Here is an 18,391-nt window from a genome sequence, read left to right as displayed (position 1 = left end):
CCATGACGCTTTTACTCTCCCACACCCTCAACCGCACGCTCAGCCAATGGCTGGCTGAACGCCTGGCCCATCCGCAGCCCGAGCTGGCGTGGCAGCTCTGGTGTTTTGAAGGCGTTGATGCGCGCCGGGCAGCTGAAGAGCAACTGGCCAAACAGGGCATCCGCGCCCGCATCCGCAGTGCCTACAAGCCGCTGGTACATGCGGTGCTGGAAGAGCTGGACACCACCGGGCTGCAAAGCCTGCAGCTGCACTACCCGCTGCATGCAGATGCCGCCGCCAACCGTTTCATGCTGGAGGCCTACCCGCTGGCCGCCATGCTGCCGCCCGGTGTCGAGCTGCAGATGGAGGCCGGCCAGCACAACTGCAGCTACACATTGGCGCTGCGCTACCAGGATGGGCGCACACAAAGCCTGCAGGTGTTCGCGCCCAACCGGGCTTTCGAATCGGCGCACGGCAGCAGCGGCATCACCCCCTGCGGCTGGCAGCAGGCGCATGATGCCCAGGGGCGCATCGTGCATGATGCCGCTGTACTCACCGACTATGAAGCGGCCTATGCCCAAGCCATGCAGGCCATTGAGCACCATGCCTGGCCCAAGACCGAGCCCTTCTTTGGCCGCCTGCATATCGCCATGCAACTGCCTGGTTTTGAGCAAGCGATTGCCGGCACGGACGAGACCATGAGCACGCCCGAAGCCATGCACGAGGACCTGTATTTCTCGCTGCTGGAGCATTTCCAAAAGCTGTCAGGCCGCGCAGCCGGTGACCGCCGCCTGCAACCGGGCCAGATCGTGCCGGACATCCGGATCGCAGCCCAATCGCACCCGCTGGAGCTGACAACGGTCGGCTTGCAGATTCGCGCGCTCGCGCTGAGCGAGCCCCTGCCCGAGGTGGGCGACGGCCTGCCAGCCGCCAGCTACAGCCCCCACAGCATGGCCCAGGCCGATGCGGCCGCAGCGCAGCTGCAGCGCGCGCCGAGCCTGGCCCAGATGGATGCGCTGGTCCAGCCGCTGTTTGCCGCCTATGGCAGCGCCTGCCAGGGCCAGAGCGTGCAAGGCCGCCCCATTGCTGCCACTTATAAAAAGGGCAGCGAGCACCCGGTGGTGCTGAGTGGCGGCCAGCATGCCAACGAGATATCGGGCGTGACAGGCGCGCTGCGCGGTGCGCTGGCACTGGCGCAGCAGGCGGACAGCCACTTTGCCTATATCCCCGTCGAAAACCCCGACGGCTACGACCTGCACCAGTGGTACTGCCGCTATGCCCCCGAGCAGATGCACCATGCAGCGCGCTACACCGCGCTGGGCGACGACCTGGCCTACCGCGACCATGCCCCCTGGTACGAAGGCGCCCTGCGGCGTGATGCGATTGCTGCCAGTGGCGCGCAGCTGCACCTGAGCCTGCATGGCTACCCGGCCCATGAATGGACGCGGCCCCTGTCTGGCTATGTACCGCAGGGCTTTGACCTCTGGACCATTCCCAAGGGCTTTTTCCTGATTCTGCGCTACCAGGAAGACTGGCAGCCGCAGGCCGAGGCTCTCGCCGAGCGGGTCGCGCAGGCCTTGCTGCAGGTAGAAGGTTTGCCAGAATACAACCGCCGCCAATTGGCGCTATACCAACGCCATTCCGGCCGCCAGCCATTTGAGCTGCGGCACGGCACGCCCTGCACCATGCAGGTCGACAACCATGGCCTGACCCCCGTGAGCCTGATCACCGAGTTCCCGGACCAGACGGTGGTGGGCGATGCGCTGGTATTTGCGCATACCGTGCAACGCGCTGCGGTGCTGGCCGCCTATGCCGCCTGGCAGGACATTGTGCAAACGCGCTGAGCTGGTGAGCATCACGGGCCTGGCACCGATTTTCACGCAGTGCAGCTGCGCCCTGCTAAGCTGCCTGCCATGTGGAATGTACTTGGCATATCGATTGGCGCCTGCCTGGGCGCGCTGGCACGCTGGCAACTGGGCCGCTGGCTCAACCAGCCCCATGCCTTGCTGCCCTGGGGCACCTTGGCAGCCAACCTGGTGGGCGGCTATGCCATCGGGCTGCTGGTGGCCCTGTTCCAAAACGCACCGGGCATTGACCCGGTCTGGCGCCTGGTGCTGATCACCGGTTTTCTGGGCGCCCTCACCACCTTTTCCAGCTTCTCTGCCGAGACGGTATCGATGCTGCAGGCCCAGCGCTACGGCCTGGCGCTGCTGCAATGCAGCCTGCACCTGCTGGGCTCGCTGGCCTTGACAGCCCTGGGCCTGGCGACCGGCCAGGCGCTGTGGGGCGGGCGCTGAGGATCCTCAAGGCGTATTTTTTAAGGCATTGGCGCAAGCGCATGCCCAAATCGCTCTATATTCAGTAGCAGCGCAGGCCCCGCTTGCGCTGCTTGTGTTTTTTGTGAACGCTGGTGCCTGCCGGGCACTGGCATTGTGAAAGCTGGAGAAGACCATGGACGCCAACACCCAACTCGACGAACAAGTCATGGCGCATGACTGGAACCTGTTCGGCGCCGACATGCCGCCAGAGCAGGCTGCCAAGCGCGACTCTTACCGCCTGGCCTTTGCCGACCCCGAGTTTTTGAGCCGCCGCGAGACCCGCTCGATCCGCTTTCAGCTCGAGATGCTCAAGCCCGATCTGGAGCTGACCGCCCAGGGCATCAACAACACCGTGGTGGTGTTTGGCAGCGCCCGCTTTGTCGCGCCCGAAGAGGCCGAGGTACTGCTGGCTGCCGCCCAGGCCCAGGGCGATGCCCAGGCAATTGCCGTGGCGCAGCGCGCCGTCACCACCAGCCGCTACTACGATGCCGCGCGCCGCTTTGCGCGCCTGGTGGCCAAGTTCAGCGAAACCCAGAAGCTCGAAGACCGCCTCTACATCTGTACCGGCGGCGGCCCCGGCATCATGGAAGCGGCCAACCGCGGCGCCTCCGAAGAGCACGCACCCAATGTCGGCATGAACATCACCTTGCCCCATGAGCAGTCGGGCAACCGCTACATCACGCCGGCGCTGTGCTTCAAGTTCCACTACTTTGCGCTGCGCAAGATGCACCTGATGATGCGCGCGCGCGCCCTGGTGGTGTTTCCCGGCGGCTTTGGCACGATGGATGAGCTGTTCGAGGTGCTGACCCTGGTGCAGACCCACAAGGCCAAGGGCGTGCCGATTGTGCTGTTTGGCGTGGATTTCTGGTCGCGCATGCTGAACTTCGATGTGATGATCGAGTACGGCACCATCTCGCCCGAGAACGTCAAGCTGTTCCACATCACCGACGATGTGCATGAGGCCTGCCGCATCATCCAAGCCTACTACCAGCGCTAAAGCAGCGTTCGGCCCATAAAAAAAACCGCTCCTGGCCATGCAGCCAGCAGCGGTTTTGCTTTGGGTAGCGGCAGGCTTTGCCGCCAAGCCGGTCAGCCGCCCAGGTAGGCCTTGCGGATGTCCTGGTTGCGCAGCAGGTTGACGCCAGAGTCCTCCAAGGTGACCTTGCCGGTCTCCAGCACATAGCCACGGTCGGCGATCTGCAGCGCCTGGTTGGCGTTTTGCTCCACCAGGAAGACGGTCACGCCCTGCTCACGCACGGCCTTGATGATCTCGAAGATCTGCGCAATGATCAGCGGCGCCAGCCCCAGCGTAGGTTCATCGAGCAGCAGCAGGCGCGGCTTGCTCATCAGCGCCCGGCCAATGGCCAGCATTTGCTGCTCGCCGCCCGACATGGTGCCGGCGCGCTGCTCGGCACGTTCCTTGAGGCGGGGAAAGAGCCCGTAGACATAGTCGATACCGTGCGCAATCTCCTGCTTGTTCAAGAAGAACGCGCCCATCTGCAGATTCTCCATGACCGTCAGGTCCTTGAACACACGGCGGCCTTCGGGCGAGATCGCAATGCCCTTGCGCATGATCAGGTGCGAGGACTGGCCCACCAGCTCTTCGCCCTCGAACTTGATCGAGCCCGTGGTGGCACAGGGGTTGCCGCAGACGCTCATCAGCAAGGTGGTCTTGCCCGCGCCATTGCTGCCGATCAGCGAGACGATCTCTCCCTCATTGACATGCAGGCTCACATCGTTGACTGCACAAATCGCACCGTAATGCGTGCTGATATTCTTGATTTCCAACATCGGCTGCATCAGGACTCTCCCAGGTATGCCTTGATCACGCGTTCGTCATTGCGAATGACCTCCGGCACACCCAGTGCAATCGGCTTGCCATACTCCATCACCAGGATGCGCTCGGACACCCCCATCACCAGGCTCATGTCGTGCTCGATCAGCAGCACGGTCACGCCGTATTCGCGGCGCAAGCGGTCGATGAGGTGCTGCAGCTCCACCTTTTCCTGGGGGTTCAGGCCCGCTGCGGGCTCGTCGAGCATCAGCAGCTTGGGCTTGGTGATCATGCAGCGCGCAATCTCCAGCCGGCGCTGGTGGCCATAGGCCAGGTTGCCCGCCTCGCGGTTGGTAAAGGCACGCAGGCCCATCACATCCAGCCAGTGGGCCGCTTGCTCCTTGGCGTTCTCTTCGGCCGCGCGGTAGGCCTTGGTCTTGAACAGGCCCGACAGCAGATTGCGCTTGATCTGCTGGTGCTGGGCCACCAGCAGGTTCTCCAGCACCGTCATGCCCTTGAACAGGCGCACGTTCTGGAAGGTACGCACCACGCCGTGGTTGGCCACCTCATGGCTGGCAAGGCCGGCAATCGACTGCCCGCCCAGCGACACGGTACCGGCCGTGGGCTTGTAGAAACCGCTGATGCAGTTGAACACGGTGGTCTTGCCCGCGCCATTGGGGCCAATGATGGCGAATACCTCTTGCGGCTTGACATCGAGCGCGACCTGGTCGACCGCGAGCAAGCCGCCAAAGCGCATGCACAGGCCTTCGACCTTCAATATGCTTTGACTCATAAACACTTCTCCCTGTTTGCGTTTTCCGTGTTTACGGTCATTGCTTCAACTCTTCATGGTGGCGCTTCATCGGGAACAAGCCCTGCGGACGCCAGACCATCATCAAGATCATCACCAGGCCGAAAATCAGCATGCGGTATTCCGAGAACTCGCGTGCCAGCTCGGGCAGCACCGTGATCAGGATCGCGGCCACGACGACGCCGATCTGCGAGCCCATGCCGCCCAGCACCACGATGGCCAGGATCAGGGCCGACTCGATGAAGCTGAACGACTCGGGGCTGACAATGCCCTGGCGCGCGGCAAAGAATGCACCGCCAAAACCGGCAAACATCGCGCCCAAGGTGAAGGCCGAGAGCTTGATCTTGGTGGGATTCATGCCCAGCGAGCGGCAAGCGACTTCGTCTTCACGCAGCGCTTCCCAGGCGCGGCCAATCGGCATGCGGATCAGGCGGTTGCTGATCCACAGGGTGACCAGGGCCAGGCCCAGCGCCAGCAGGTACAGAAAGACCACCATGTGCATGGTGTTGAACTCGATGCCCAGGAACTGCTGCAAGGTCTGCGCACCCTCTTGCGAGGCCGAGCGGGTCAGCTCAAAGCCCAGGAAGGTGGGCTTGGGAATGCTCGAGATGCCGTCCGGCCCGCCGGTGAAGTCCACCAGGTTGACCAGCAGCAGGCGGATGATTTCGCCAAAGCCCAAGGTCACGATCGCCAGGTAATCGCCGCGCAGGCGCAGCACCGGAAAGCCAAGCAAAAAGCCGAACAAGGCAGCGGCTGCGCCGGACAGCGGCAGCGCTTCCCAGAACGACCAGCCGGCCCAGTGGAACAGCAAGGCGTAGGTATAGGCGCCCACGGCATAAAAGCCGACAAAGCCCAGATCCAGCAGACCGGCAAAGCCGACCACGATGTTCAGGCCCAGGCCGAGCATCACATAGATCAGCGCCAGGGTGGCGATATCGACCGCGTTGCGGCCGCTGAAAAACGGCCAGGCAATGGCCGCCACAATCACCAGCCACATCAATGTCATGCGCATGCGGACGCTGACCTCGGGCAGGCGCGGCGCCTGCACCCGGGCCATATGCTTGCCCAGCAGTGGCTTGACCAGCTGCAGCACCAGCACGATGACAAAGCCCCAGATCACCAGGTTCCAGTGCGGCTCAATGTAGTTCTGGCCGCCCTTGCGCTCCAGGTGCAGGCCAAAGATGGGGACCACCACCAAAGCGGCCAGCACGGCCGAGATGATGGCGTTCTTGATGTTCGCTTTCACCATCAGACTTTCTCCACTTCAGGCTTGCCCAACAGGCCCGTGGGGCGGAAGAGCAGGATCAGCACCAGCAGACCAAAGGCGACGATGTCCTTGTACTCGGACGAGATATAGGCGGCAGCCATGGTCTCGGCAATGCCCAGCAGCACGCCGCCCAGCATCGCACCCGGAATGCTGCCGATACCGCCCAGCACGGCTGCAGTAAAGGCCTTGATGCCCGCGACAAAACCGATATAGGGGTTGAGCTTGCCAATCGCCAGCGCAATCAGCACGCCGCCCACGGCAGCCAGCACCGCGCCCAGGATGAAGGTGAACGACACCACCTTGTTGGTGTCAATGCCCAACAGATTGGCCATCTGCATGTCTTGCGAGCAGGCGCGCGAGGCGCGGCCCATGCGCGAGTGGCGGATGTAGAAGGTCAGCGCGGCCATCAGCACCACGGCGACCACAATGATCAAGACGCGGGTGTAAGGCACAAAGACCTCGAAATCACCCATGTGAAAGTTGAAGGCACCAGGCAATAACGAAGGCACCGCCATATCGCGCGCACCCTGGCCCAGGGCCACCCAGTTTTGCAAGAAGATCGACATACCGATGGCCGAGATCAGGGCCACCAGGCGGGGGCTGCTGCGCAAGGGCTTGTAGGCCACCTGCTCGACCACATAGCCATAGACCCCGGTGAGCACCACGGCCACCAGCAGCATGGCACCAATCACCACAAAGACCGGCAGCCCGCTTTGCGTGCCGATGGCCGACAAGGTCACCAGGCCGATATAGGCCGCAATCATATAAATCTCGCCGTGGGCGAAATTAATCATTCCGATAATTCCATACACCATCGTGTAGCCAATGGCCACCAGCGCGTAGATCGCGCCCAGTGACAGACCATTGAACAACTGTTGTATGAATTGGGGCAAAAAATCGTTCATACCGTACCAACCCAATTCCATTGGCGCTTGTGGCCGCCAAAATAAAAAAGCATGGCTCTATGTTTTAGAGCCATGCTTTTGCCAAACACTTACTTGGTTGCAGGCGACTTGCTGCCGTCCTTGTGCCAGCTGAAAACCTGGAAGTCGTAGGACTTCAGGTCACCCTTGGCATCCCAGGCGAGCTTGCCCAGTGGGGTTTCGAAGGTTGCGGTATGCAGGTGCTTGGCCACCTTGGCGCCATCATTGCCCACGGCCTTGATCGAGTCAGCAATGACTTGCACGGCGGTGTACGAGCCCATCTGGAACGAGCCGGAAGGATCGCGCTTCTTGTCCTTGAAGGCCTTCACGATGGCGGCATTCTTGGGGTTGGAAGCGAAGTCCGCAGGCAAGGTCACCAGCATGCCTTCCACGGCAGGGCCGGCGATGGCGTTGATTTCAGGATTGCCCACGCCTTCAGGGCCCATGATGCGGACCTTCAGGCCTTGCTCGGCCGACTGGCGCAGCAGCAGGCCCATCTCTGGGTGGTAGCCACCGTAGTAGACAAAGTCCACGCCAGCGCTTTTCAGCTTGGTGATCACGGCCGAGTAATCGCTGTCACCGGCATTGATACCTTCGAACAGCGCGACGTTCACGCCGTCGGCCTTCAGGGTGTCACGCACGGCCGTGGCAATGCCCTGGCCGTAGGATTGCTTGTCGTGCAGCACGGCAACCTTCTTGGGCTTGACGTTCTGGGCAATGAACTTGGCAGCGAAAGGACCTTGCTGGTCATCACGGCCAATGGTGCGGAAGATCGAGCTGAAGTTCTTGCCTTCGGTCAGTGCGGGCGACGTGGCCGATGGGGTCACGACCACCACACCTTCGTTGTTGTAGATCGGAGCTGCAGCAATGGCAGCGCCCGAGCACACGGGGCCGACCACGTAATGGATCTTGGCGTTGACCACGCGGTTGGCAGCCACTGGGCCTTGCTTGGGTTCGCAGGCGTCGTCAACGATCACCGCTTCGAGCTTGTTGCCGTTGATGCCGCCAGCGGCATTAATCTGCTCCAGCGCCGTATCCACACCCTCCTTGACCATGTCGCCGTACTGGGTCAGCGGACCCGTCGCCGGAATCACCACGCCAATCTTGATATTTTGAGCCTGGGCGGCGCCAGCCAGCATGCTGCCGGCCAAACCAAATGCAACCACCATCGAGTTGAGGCGAAACGGTACCTTCATATCGGAATCCTTTTTTTAATCAAGCTATGGATCGCAACCATTGCCAATAAAGCAACTATCAAGTGCGATGCGGAGACAGCATATAGGTCTAACCAACTCTCACAAGAGGGATGCCAAGGATTGCCAAATATGTCACGTATGTGCTAGCAGACAGTGACCTTTGCACCTATGCGAGGCATCCATCGGCATCTTTGCACCAAATGTGTGCAAATGCCTCTAAAGCCACCGCAAGCAGTAGTTGAGCCCTTCTCCGTTTAAATGCATTTTTTGCATCCATCAGATGGAACCCTGCGCACCCCGGCATCCGCCGCGTGCTCGCCCCCTCCCCTTGCCAACAGCCTAGCGGCCATCACAAAGCCCAGAATACAAGCACGCCATTGCGAGAGGCAGCATTGTGCGCGAAAAATCCTGCCGCGCGCGCATTCAGCGCTGCCCAAACACATTCAGGCCCAGCCAAGATCGGCATAGCGGGTTCAGCCCACAGGTTTTATTGTTACATCCGCAATCAAAAGCCACCACCATCATCACTCCCCAGAAAGCTGATCAAACACCAGGAAATCGCAAAAAACGCTGAATAGACAGAGACTTATGGGACTGCCACAACCTGACAGCATGTGAATGTTTTCATTCGGAGATTCTTTAACCATTGCTAACTCAAGCAAAAACTGCTTGCACAATGTCAATCACGTATGGAGAATTGTTCAACATGAAAGAGATTAGGTTGATCAATTCCAAAGGCAGCGGCGCGGACAACGCCGTGGCTGCCTCTGCCTGGCTGCCCGATGACGCCCACCATCGCCAGCAATTCCTGCAACTGCTGGAGCAGGCCATTGCTGACGGCGGGCCAGGCACCTACCTGCTGCAGACCCGTGGACACCATGTGCTCACGGATATTCTCTACCCCAACCGGGCGTTTTGCACGCCAGCCTGAGCGCTGCGGGCATTGCGCGCTGGCCGCAAGTGCCGGTCTGCTGCGCCGGGCTCATGCCGCTCTTGCGCATCGCTGCGCCAAGGCAAGCGTCTATGCGCTTTTGCTGCAGCACCGCCTTCATTGCCGGCACGGGCAGATTTTTGGCTGCACGCGCCAGTTTGGCGTCAGTCACCCACTACGACCCCGAGCGCTGCCAGCTTGGAGGCCAGCACATCGCGCCGGCGTTCAGCCTTTGCGGCAGTCGCCATCGCAGCACGCATGGCTTGAGGCCCTTTGAGCGATGCGACACGCACCAGGGCCGTTTTCTGGTTCACCTCGGCCACCAGCTTTTGGTAGCTGGCCATCAACGCAGCATGTTCTTGGGAAGGGCTCACAGCTTTTCCTTGTCTTTCTACAGCCGCTATTGTCGGGCGAAATGCCTCCTGTTCATGGGCATCGCCCTGCGCTAACGCAGGGTCTGTATCGCGCCTGGCGACAGTGCTCCCGGCCGCCGCCGCCTCCGATTGTGTTGCATGGCAGCCAATGCGCCTGCACGCAGGCCGGAACCGGTTACAGTGGGGCATAGCACAAGGAGGATTCCATGGTCACCCAAGCGCAACGCAACCGCAGCCCGGACACGCAAGCACATGGATACCAGCCTGCGTCAGCAGCACCTCCATGGCACTCGCAGCAGGCCTAGCCCTCTCTACGCTCCGCCCGGATTTCCCTTTTGATTGCCGACGGGCGAGTGACTCCGGTTATCTCGCCATGCACACCGCTTGAGCCTTATGAAAACCATCGACGAAATGCTGAGCCTGGACCTGCTCACCCACGACCAACATGGCGAGATCAGCGCCTGGATTGACCAGTCCAGCTCCCCCGAAGAAATTCTGCAAATGCCCCCCAACCTCTGGCAGGCCATCGAGCGCGCAAGCCTGGCCATGGGGGTCAACGACGATCTTTTGCGACCGCCTGCCCTCGACGCAGGCAGCTTGCTGCTGGGTTGATTTTTGCCTAGTACCGTGTTTGCTGGTGGCGCAAGCCAGGCCAAGGAGCTGTTACCCATCCAGGGGTACACGAGGGCTCGCTAGCCAGTTCCACCGGCATGGATGTGCCAAGGGGCCTGGGAATGGCTGGCCTCAGCGGACAAAGCAGTCTAAGGTCTGTGAGGCCGGCCATTGCGCTGCCGCAAGTTCACACTCTGACACGCTTGCCGTGACAGTTGTTTATTTTGCAAAGGCCCGCTGGCAATAGGTATAGCTTATGATTTTATGGATATAGGGAGGGTGCCAGAACGAAGTATTAGCTAGTCATTCCTTGAGAGCCTGCTGAACGCAGGCTCTTTTTTTTTTGCAATCCAAGGGAATACCCTTGCAAAATCGATTTATATCAATCTATAGAATATATCTAATGATTTTGCCGGATTCATGCACCATCCTCCCTCCCTCCCTCTCTATATTTGCATGAACATGCCTGAGCGATCAGGAACGGCTTTTTACAGCGCCTCTGGCCACCTTCGGGTGGCCTTTTTTTGCGGCCAGGGTATGCAGAACTTCCGCAGTGATCAAGCGCCCAATCGTCGCCCTATTGCCCCTCGCACCGCTTGTACCAGCACGGCCAACAGCGCCTGGACCTGGAGCTGGGATAAGGGATGGGCTTGCTCCGCAGCGCTCAAGCCAATCCAAAGCATGCGAGCAATCAGCTATAGTCGTAGCGCAACCTAAGAGCTCGTTCGATGATTGCCATCTTGGATGTCCACTACCAGGGCCAAACTGCGCAAGCGGCCTGCATCACAGCGAGCAGCTGGTCATCGCCAGCCGCGCTGCACCACTACATCGCCCACATCGACGCCATACAAGACTATGAACCTGGCGCCTTTTACAAGCGCGAGCTTCCTTGTTTGCTCAGGGTTCTGCAAGCGCTACCCTCACTGCCCCAGGCCATCGTCATCGACGGCTATGTGTGGCTGGGTGATGAAAAGCGTGCCGGCCTGGGTGCCCACCTTTACCAGGCCCTCGATGGCGCGGCTCCGGTCATCGGCGTCGCAAAGACCGCCTTCCATGGGGTTGCATCCTGCCCGGATGTGGTTCAAGTGCGCCGTGGCCAGTCGCAGCGTCCCTTGTTTGTGACTGCGATCGGCGTCAGCCCGCAGGTAGTCAGTGCCTGGGTCGCCAGCATGGCGGGCGCGCACAGAATCCCATCGCTGCTGACCCTGACCGACCAGCTCTCCCGATCTGCCAGGCCGGAGCCTTAGGCACCGCCCTGCTGAGCGGGTTGCCGGCCTGTACCTTAGGCTGGGTAGCACCGGTGGTGGACGGTCCGTCGTTGCGGGCAAGCGCCGCAAAGCCTCCAGCGTGCTCACAGCCACACTGCGTCCGCAGTGCCCATCCCAGCCCGGACGTGCTGCGTCTTTCTGCGCCGGCAATAACAAAATCACTATTTTCAGTGATAACAATTGTTACGCACTCTCTCTATGCTTCAAACTCAGCAGCCCTTCACCTCCGCGTGCAGGCGGCTGCTGAGTATCAGTTCCACTTTGTTGGATGGCGAGAGATGAATACCAGCACTGCACACCCATCGTTCCATGCGGCCACTACCTTGCAAGGCTTGCTTCCGCCTCATTTGTGGCGAGTGCTCGCAAGAAATGGCATTACCACCATTGAACAGGTAGCCCAGAGCTACCCGGAAAAGCTTCTGCAAATGCCCAGCGTGGGCCCCAGGACCTTTAGAAAAATAGAGGAAAGCCTGTTTCCTGGCAAGCGCTATGCACCCCCCCGGCAGGCCTATGTTGTGCAGACCGATCTGGACCAGCCATCGAGAACCCTGCCCTTTTTCAGACGCACCCAGAATGCCCTGAGGCGGCACGACCTCAAATAGCCAAGGCTGCGCTTGGGCGATAGCGCTTGGAGGCCTTGCGCAGACCGGCGCTTTGCGGCCAACCCAATATCTACAAGCCCGCACCCTTGTCTTGCCATCGCATTCATGGCTTTGGCTATTGCAAAGCCCGGGACCGCCATCATGGCCGCTCCATACTGCCGATGGCCTGCAGCGCGCACCCTCCGCGTGGCATGCTCATGGACAAGGGCTCGTACCAGTCGGACCCCTGACTGCGCCCAAGCGCCCACGGCTCCGCTTAGCGCACTTTCCCATGTTGAACACAGCGCCTTGCCCATGCACAGGCGAGACAGGGCTCCTTCGGGCAAACTGCTGAAGTTTCAAAAAGTTACATGGTGCTTCACACCCGGGACAAACTCCTGCCCAAGCGCTTGCATAGGATCAGCTGAAGTCATCGGGCTGGCTGCCACATCAGCCCTTTGCACAGCTCCCTCCCGCCCGTTACCCTGCGGGCATTCAAGCCACCCCAGCCGGTGGCTTTTTTTTCCGCGTCACACGCCAGATCAAACGCGGCAAACGCCTTGCGCAGCACTGCCGAGAATTACGGATTAACCGCCAAGAAAAAAGCCCCTGCGCTATTCGCACAGGGGCTTGATTTCTTTAAATTTTATATGGTGGGTCCTGCGAGATTCGAACTCGCGACCAACGGATTAAAAGTCCGCTGCTCTACCGACTGAGCTAAAGACCCGCCGCGTTTGCTTGACAAATTCTTAAGAACTGGTCTTGCTCACAACAGACTTAGATTATAGCGTAGGTTTTTTGTCATTTTGGGGAAAGTGCCAATTTTTCCAGAATCCAGCTGGCGGCGCACATGCCGAAGGTCGCCGTCACTGCCACCGATGAGCCATAGCCATGGCAGTTCAGCGAGCCATCACCATCGACCGCGCAAGAGGGATCAGGGCCGGCAACAGCCTCCTGGCTGTAGATGCAGGCCACATTCATCTTCTTGCCATCCTTGGGGGCACCATGTTCTTTGCGCATACGGTAGCGCACCTGGGCCAGCAAGGGGTCGTGCGTGGTCTGCGACAGGTCAGCCTGCTCCACTTTCCAGGCCAGGCGTTTGCCACCCGCAGCACCGATGCAGACAAAAGGCCGCTGGTTGCGCCGCCCCCAGTTGGCCATCGCGGCCTTGGCACGCACCTGGTCACAGGCGTCGACAAAGCCGTCAACGCCATCCAGCAACGCGGCGCAGTTCTCGGCAGTGAGAAAGTCTTCCACCACCTCGACTTCACAATGGGGATTGATCTGGCGGATGCGGTCGCGCATCGCGTCGACCTTGGCCATGCCAATGGTGTCGGTCAGTGCATGGATCTGGCGATTGATGTTGGACTCGGCCACATTGTCCAAGTCGATCAGGCGCAGGCGGGCAACGCCACTGCGGGCCAGAGCCTCGGCAGTCCAGGAGCCCACGCCCCCGATGCCGATAACGGCAATAGCGCTTGCGCGCATTTGCGCGGCGGGCGCTACGCCAAACAGGCGGTCCAGGCCGCCAAAGCGCCTTTGTGTGTCAACGTCCGCCTCGGCGTCCTGCCGATCGGGCGCCGATGGAGACGGTGCACTCATATCACTTCAGCTTGGAGAGGCGCTCTTTGGCGGCCGCTGCCGCATCGCTTTGCGGGTAGGCAGCAATCAGGTCTTCCAAGGTCTTGCGGGCGGCCTTGGTGTCCTTGAGCTCGATCTGGCAATTGGCAATGGACAGTGCCGAATCAGGCGCGCGCATATGCTCGGGCGCTTGGGCCAGGATCAGCTTGAAATTATCGATGGCGGGCTTGTAGTCGCGGGTGGCGTAGTACGCATTACCCAGCCAAAAACGTGCCGATGGCACATAGCCACTCTTGGGGTAGCGCTGGATGAAGCTGCTGAACACGCCGGCGGCATCGGCAAACTTGCCGGTACGAAACACGCCAAGCGCGGCTTCAAAATCACGCTTTTCGGCAGGATCGGCTTTGAACTCCTGCCCATCTACGGTGACCGAAACGGGTTCAAACTGCTGGAGTCGGGCTTCGACGCCCTTGGCCAAATCAGTCTGACCGCGCTTCAGATCGGCAACCTCACGTCGCAGCGTCTCGTTTTCACCGCGCAACTTGTTCATCTCGCCACGCATGGATTCAATCTGCGATTGAAAATCCAGCAGGCTGCGACGCACTTGCGAGGTGTCCTCACCATTTTGGTTGTTGCCTTGCGTCAGCTGATCGACACGCTGGCGCAGTTCAATGATGGCGCGACGCGCGTCGCCATCTTCAAACAAAGCGGCTTGGGAGGTGCTTGCACAGGCCATCAAGGCGGCCAGTGCAATCCAACGGGGAGTACTGCGAGTGAGGTTCATGGAGCCCTATTAACGGTAGTTCAGTTCAACGCGGCGGTTTTGGGCGTGCGCGTCTTCCGAGTTACCTTCAGCAGCCAGCTTTTCCTTGCCGAAAGACACGGCTTCGAGTTGGCTGTCGCTCACGCCCAGCACGTTCAGCGAACGGCGCACGGCTTCAGCACGCTTTTGGCCCAGGGCCAGGTTGTACTCACGGCCACCGCGGTTGTCGGTGTTGCCTTCGAGCATGACCTTGCGCGATGGGTTGGCCTTCAGGAAGCGTGCGTGTGCATCCAGCATCGATTGCGCATCGGGCTTGACCGAGTAGCTGTCGAAGTCAAAGTACACAATGCGTGCAACACCGACAGGGCCTTGGCCGTTGGCTGCGCTGTTGTTCAGGTCCACACCACCGACGGTGCTTTGGCCAGCACCACCGGCACCAGCGCCTTGACCGGCGGTAGCAGCACCCTTGTCTTCCACAGGTGCGTTATCCAGCGGAGGCGCAGAGCTGCAACCAGCCAACACGGCAGCGGCCACCAGGGCCAGCGAAGCTTTCTTCAATGACAACATGTAAAACTCTCCGAAACGAATTTCTCGTATAAAAATAATTGACTCGCCAAAAACCAATCTTAGGGCTGGTATGGGCCCCAATCGGGCTCCCGTATGTCTCCGCTCTGCCCTGCCAGTCGTGCCTTGATCTTGCCGTCCAGCGTCGTGGTCATGAGGGCTTCACGACCGCCTTCGCGGGTTGCATAGACGATGAGTCGGCTGTTCGGAGCAAAACTGGGGCTTTCATCGCTCGTGGTGTCGGTCACCGACGACACGGTGCTGGAAGCCAGATCCATCACCTGCAATTTATATCCACCACCGGCGCGGGTGATGTAAGCAAGTGTCTTGCCATCAGGACTGATGGAAGGTGAAATGTTGTAGGACCCGCTGAACGTCACACGTTCTGCGCTGCCGCCTTGGGCGCCCACGCGGTAGATCTGCGGCGCACCGCCACGATCGCTGACGAAGTAGATATAGCGGCCATCCTTGGAATACGTGGGCTCGGTGTCGATGCCACTGCTTTGCATCAGACGGCGAGGCTCACCACCACTCGAAGGGATGGTGTAGAGCTGCGAGCCGCCATCACGGCTCAAGGTCACCGCCAAGGTGCTGCCATCGGGCGACCAGGCCGGCGCACTGTTGGAGCCCCGGAAATTGGCGATCAGGCGGCGGCGGCCGGACGAGACCTCGTGCACATAGACCACGGGCTTGCGCGACTCGAAGGACACATAGGCCAGTTGCGTGCCGGCAGGCGACCAGGTGGGCGAGATGATGGGCTCGGGGCTGGCCAGTGCCGACTGCGCATTCTCGCCGTCCGAATCGGCCACCCACAAGGTGTAGCGGGGGCCGGCCTTGGTCACGTAAGCGATACGGGTCGAGAACACGCCCTTTTCGCCCGTGACCTTTTCGTAGATGTAGTCCGAGATCTTGTGCGCGACCAAGCGCAGATCGGCCTGCGGCACGCTGTAGCTTTGACCGCCCATGTCGGCGCCCTTGACGGCATCCCACAAGCGAAAGCGCACATCAAAGCCATTCGCGCCACGGCTCACACTGCCCACCGACAGGTACTCGGCACCGGCGGCCGACCACTTGGCCACATCGGGGCGCGAGCTCTCGTCCAGCTGCTCGCCCGATGCATCGACGGGCTTGAAGAGACCGCTGCGGATCAGATCGGCCTGCACGATGGCAGAGATCTTTTGCGGCGACGCATCTTCGCCCCGAAACTTGGGCAAGGCAATGGGGATTTGCTTGATACCAACGCCACTGATCTCAACCCGGAACTGCGCCAGGGCGGGGACTGCAGGGGCTGCGAGCGCAACACCCAGTACGTGACGACGATGGAATAGCGGCTTGGCCGCCTCCGAGATGAGAGATGGGAAGCGTGTTTTAGTCATTACCGACCATCATAAATGCGCTATGCATGACAAGCCTTGAAGGCTGCAGGATGTTACACACCCCACAAATTCTTTATTATCGTCCAACGTCGACAGCCGTGCATTTTAGAATCACCTCTACATGTCCACAACTGAAAAACCATCTTCTGCACGTGCATCTGAGGCATCTGCCAGCACCGAGGGCTCCAAACCCGCTGGCAGCGTTGCGCAGATGCCACTGCGCGCACGCCTGTCGCGCCTGGCGCCCTACTTTGGCTACCAACGCTGGACCTGGGTGCTCGCCATTCTCGCGACCATCGTTGTAGCCGGTACCGAGCCCGCCATCCCGGCGCTGCTCAAACCCTTGCTGGACCAGGGCTTTACCGGCGGCACCTTGCCGCTGTGGGCCGTGCCGGTGACCATCGTCGGCGTCTTTTTCATCCGCGGCCTGGCGCAGTTCATCAACCAGTATGCGCTGGCACGCATCGCCAATGACGGCATGATGCGCCTGCGCGAGAACCTCTTTGGCCGGGTGCTCGATGCGCACCTGGGGCTCTTTACCAAGCAGTCGGCCAGTGCGCTGTCCAACACCGTGGTGTATGAGGTGCAAAACGGCTCCACCCTCATCGTGCAGGCCTTGCTGATGCTCTCGCGCGATGGCTTCACCGTCATTGCGCTGTTGATGTATTTGCTCTACCTCAACTGGCAGCTGACTCTCATCGTCGCCGTGCTGCTGCCCAGCGTGTCGTGGATCATGAAAAAGCTCTCCAAGCGCCTCTACCACATCACCAAGGCCAGCCAGCAAGCCACCGATGAGCTGGCCTATGTGGTCGAAGAAAACGTGCTCGCGCACCGCATGGTGCGCATCCACGCTGCCCAGGCCAGCCAGTCGGGCCGCTTCCAGATTCTGAGCCGCAAGCTGCGCCAGCTGGCCATCAAGGCCACCATCGCATCGGCGGCGATGACGCCGCTCACCCAGCTGCTGGCCGCTGTTGCACTGTCGGCGGTGATCTGCATCGCTCTGTGGCAAAGCCGCACCACCGGCATCAATGCCAAGGATGTGACCGTTGGCGGCTTTGTGGCCTTTATCTCGGCGATGCTGATGCTGATTGCCCCGATCCGACGCCTGGCCGATGTGGCCAATCCGCTCACCCGGGGCGTTGCCGCGCTGGAGCGCGGCCTGGGCCTGCTCGAAGAGATCCCCGCCGAGCAAGGCGGCGGCTACAAGACCGCACAAGCACGTGGCGCCATCGCGCTGCAGGATGTCAGCGTGGCCTTTGGCGAAGACAAGGCCCCGGCACTGCGCCACCTGAGCCTGACCATCCACCCCGGTGAAGTGGTGGCGCTGGTGGGCCCCTCGGGCGCTGGCAAAACCACGCTGGTCAACCTGCTGCCGCGATTCATCGAACCCAGCGACGGCCAGATCAGCATCGATGGTGTGGCCCTGGCCGATTGGGACCTGCACAGCCTGCGCAGCCAGTTTGCGATGGTGAGCCAGGATGTGGTGATGTTCAACGACACCATCGCTGCCAACGTGGCGCTGGGCCAGGATATCGATGAAAAGCGCCTGCTCGAATGCCTGGCTGCCGCCAACCTGCAGGACTTTGTCGAGCGCCAGCCCCAAGGCATCCACAGCATCGTCGGCCACAATGCCAACCAGCTGTCTGGCGGCCAGCGCCAGCGCCTGGCGATTGCCCGGGCGCTGTACAAAGACGCGCCGATCCTGATCCTCGATGAAGCGACCTCGGCGCTCGATACCGAATCCGAGCGCCTGGTGCAAGAAGCCCTCTCGCGCCTGATGCAGGGCCGCACCACCTTGGTCATCGCCCACCGTCTGTCCACCATCGAGCACGCCGACCGCGTGGTGGTGATGGAGCGCGGCCAGGTGGTCGAGCAAGGCACGCACCAGCAGCTGATCGACTTGGGCGGCCTGTACGCGCGCCTGCAATCGCGGCCACACTAGTCAAGCAAGGCCACCAAGGCATCCCCGCGCAACCCCAACATCTGCTTACCACGCCAAACCACAGCGGCGGTTGGCAGCTGTGGACTATCGCCGCTAGCATGCGGATAGGCAGCCATCCCGGCCGCTGCCCG

18 protein-coding genes and 1 tRNA gene are annotated in these 18,391 nt (G+C 60.9%); 8 read left to right on the top strand and 11 right to left on the bottom strand.

Features of this window, described 5'->3' with window-relative positions:
• The first annotated feature begins 2 nt into the window (after nucleotides 1–2).
• The 3 genes from WH367_RS23595 to WH367_RS23585 all read left to right on the top strand — a co-directional run bounded on the left by WH367_RS23595 (nucleotide 3) and on the right by WH367_RS23585 (nucleotide 3,294).
• Nucleotides 3–1,823 (top strand): peptidase M14, encoded by a 1,821-nt coding sequence (locus WH367_RS23595; protein ID WP_339537920.1) that lies wholly within the window; start codon nucleotides 3–5, stop codon nucleotides 1,821–1,823.
• Between the two features lie 69 nt (nucleotides 1,824–1,892).
• Nucleotides 1,893–2,276 carry a fluoride efflux transporter CrcB gene (gene crcB, locus WH367_RS23590; protein WP_260719484.1) on the top strand — a complete coding sequence of 128 codons (384 nt, stop codon included), beginning with the start codon at nucleotides 1,893–1,895 and terminating at the stop codon, nucleotides 2,274–2,276.
• Between the two features lie 154 nt (nucleotides 2,277–2,430).
• Entirely contained in the window at nucleotides 2,431–3,294 is an 864-nt protein-coding gene (locus tag WH367_RS23585) for an LOG family protein (protein ID WP_021028266.1), read from the top strand.
• A gap of 92 nt (nucleotides 3,295–3,386) precedes the next feature.
• Here the strand turns inward: WH367_RS23585 and WH367_RS23580 are convergent, their stop codons facing one another.
• From WH367_RS23580 to WH367_RS23560, 5 genes are all read right to left on the bottom strand, one after another.
• On the bottom strand, nucleotides 3,387–4,088 hold the full coding sequence (locus WH367_RS23580; protein ID WP_116927423.1) for an ABC transporter ATP-binding protein: 702 nt from the start codon (nucleotides 4,086–4,088) through the stop codon (nucleotides 3,387–3,389).
• Nucleotides 4,089–4,096: 8 nt separating this feature from the next.
• Complete coding sequence (livG, locus tag WH367_RS23575; RefSeq protein WP_133857353.1) at nucleotides 4,097–4,864, bottom strand: high-affinity branched-chain amino acid ABC transporter ATP-binding protein LivG; 768 nt, start codon at nucleotides 4,862–4,864, stop codon at nucleotides 4,097–4,099.
• A 37-nt stretch (nucleotides 4,865–4,901) separates the two neighbouring features.
• Nucleotides 4,902–6,131, bottom strand: a complete 1,230-nt coding sequence (locus WH367_RS23570; RefSeq protein ID WP_339537919.1) for a high-affinity branched-chain amino acid ABC transporter permease LivM — start codon at nucleotides 6,129–6,131, stop codon at nucleotides 4,902–4,904.
• Nucleotides 6,131–7,054: a high-affinity branched-chain amino acid ABC transporter permease LivH gene (gene livH, locus WH367_RS23565; protein ID WP_027011204.1), complete on the bottom strand. Its 924-nt coding sequence runs from the start codon at nucleotides 7,052–7,054 to the stop codon at nucleotides 6,131–6,133. Before livH ends, WH367_RS23570 begins: the two co-directional genes overlap by 1 nt.
• Nucleotides 7,055–7,143: 89 nt before the next feature.
• Complete coding sequence (locus tag WH367_RS23560; RefSeq protein WP_021028271.1) at nucleotides 7,144–8,268, bottom strand: branched-chain amino acid ABC transporter substrate-binding protein; 1,125 nt, start codon at nucleotides 8,266–8,268, stop codon at nucleotides 7,144–7,146.
• Nucleotides 8,269–8,989: 721 nt separating this feature from the next.
• Between WH367_RS23560 and WH367_RS23555 the strand changes: the two genes are divergently transcribed.
• The gene (locus WH367_RS23555) at nucleotides 8,990–9,199 is read left to right on the top strand and encodes a hypothetical protein (RefSeq protein WP_339517939.1); all 210 of its coding nucleotides are present in this window, start codon (nucleotides 8,990–8,992) and stop codon (nucleotides 9,197–9,199) included.
• Nucleotides 9,200–9,363: 164 nt separating this feature from the next.
• Here WH367_RS23555 and WH367_RS23550 read toward each other — a convergent pair whose 3' ends face one another.
• Entirely contained in the window at nucleotides 9,364–9,573 is a 210-nt protein-coding gene (locus WH367_RS23550; RefSeq protein ID WP_021028273.1) for a hypothetical protein, read from the bottom strand.
• Nucleotides 9,574–9,966: 393 nt separating this feature from the next.
• Between WH367_RS23550 and WH367_RS23545 the strand changes: the two genes are divergently transcribed.
• The 3 genes from WH367_RS23545 (at nucleotide 9,967) to WH367_RS23535 (ending at nucleotide 12,055) form a co-directional block, all read left to right on the top strand.
• Entirely contained in the window at nucleotides 9,967–10,185 is a 219-nt protein-coding gene (locus WH367_RS23545) for a hypothetical protein (protein WP_021028274.1), read from the top strand.
• 728 nt (nucleotides 10,186–10,913) lie between these two features.
• Nucleotides 10,914–11,432 carry an endonuclease V gene (locus WH367_RS23540; RefSeq protein WP_339537918.1) on the top strand — a complete coding sequence of 173 codons (519 nt, stop codon included), beginning with the start codon at nucleotides 10,914–10,916 and terminating at the stop codon, nucleotides 11,430–11,432.
• 299 nt (nucleotides 11,433–11,731) lie between these two features.
• Nucleotides 11,732–12,055 carry a helix-hairpin-helix domain-containing protein gene (locus tag WH367_RS23535; protein ID WP_339537917.1) on the top strand — a complete coding sequence of 108 codons (324 nt, stop codon included), beginning with the start codon at nucleotides 11,732–11,734 and terminating at the stop codon, nucleotides 12,053–12,055.
• Nucleotides 12,056–12,685: 630 nt separating this feature from the next.
• Here WH367_RS23535 and WH367_RS23530 read toward each other — a convergent pair.
• From WH367_RS23530 to tolB, 5 genes are all read right to left on the bottom strand, one after another.
• A tRNA-Lys gene (locus WH367_RS23530) sits at nucleotides 12,686–12,761 on the bottom strand.
• A gap of 74 nt (nucleotides 12,762–12,835) precedes the next feature.
• A complete protein-coding gene (locus tag WH367_RS23525; RefSeq protein ID WP_339537916.1) occupies nucleotides 12,836–13,636 on the bottom strand; it encodes a tRNA threonylcarbamoyladenosine dehydratase in 801 nt (266 codons plus the stop codon).
• A gap of 1 nt (nucleotide 13,637) precedes the next feature.
• A complete protein-coding gene (ybgF, locus tag WH367_RS23520; protein ID WP_027011353.1) occupies nucleotides 13,638–14,399 on the bottom strand; it encodes a tol-pal system protein YbgF in 762 nt (253 codons plus the stop codon).
• A gap of 9 nt (nucleotides 14,400–14,408) precedes the next feature.
• Nucleotides 14,409–14,945 (bottom strand): peptidoglycan-associated lipoprotein Pal, encoded by a 537-nt coding sequence (gene pal / locus WH367_RS23515; protein WP_312989465.1) that lies wholly within the window; start codon nucleotides 14,943–14,945, stop codon nucleotides 14,409–14,411.
• A gap of 59 nt (nucleotides 14,946–15,004) precedes the next feature.
• A complete protein-coding gene (gene tolB, locus WH367_RS23510) occupies nucleotides 15,005–16,318 on the bottom strand; it encodes a Tol-Pal system beta propeller repeat protein TolB (protein WP_339537915.1) in 1,314 nt (437 codons plus the stop codon).
• A gap of 211 nt (nucleotides 16,319–16,529) precedes the next feature.
• Between tolB and msbA the strand changes: the two genes are divergently transcribed.
• On the top strand, nucleotides 16,530–18,260 hold the full coding sequence (gene msbA, locus WH367_RS23505) for a lipid A export permease/ATP-binding protein MsbA (RefSeq protein WP_339537932.1): 1,731 nt from the start codon (nucleotides 16,530–16,532) through the stop codon (nucleotides 18,258–18,260).
• Nucleotides 18,261–18,391: the final 131 nt, after the last annotated feature.

The organism is Comamonas sp. MYb21, from assembly GCF_037479395.1.
Taxonomy (GTDB): domain Bacteria; phylum Pseudomonadota; class Gammaproteobacteria; order Burkholderiales; family Burkholderiaceae_C; genus Comamonas.
This window is presented reverse-complemented; position numbering and strand designations above follow the sequence as displayed.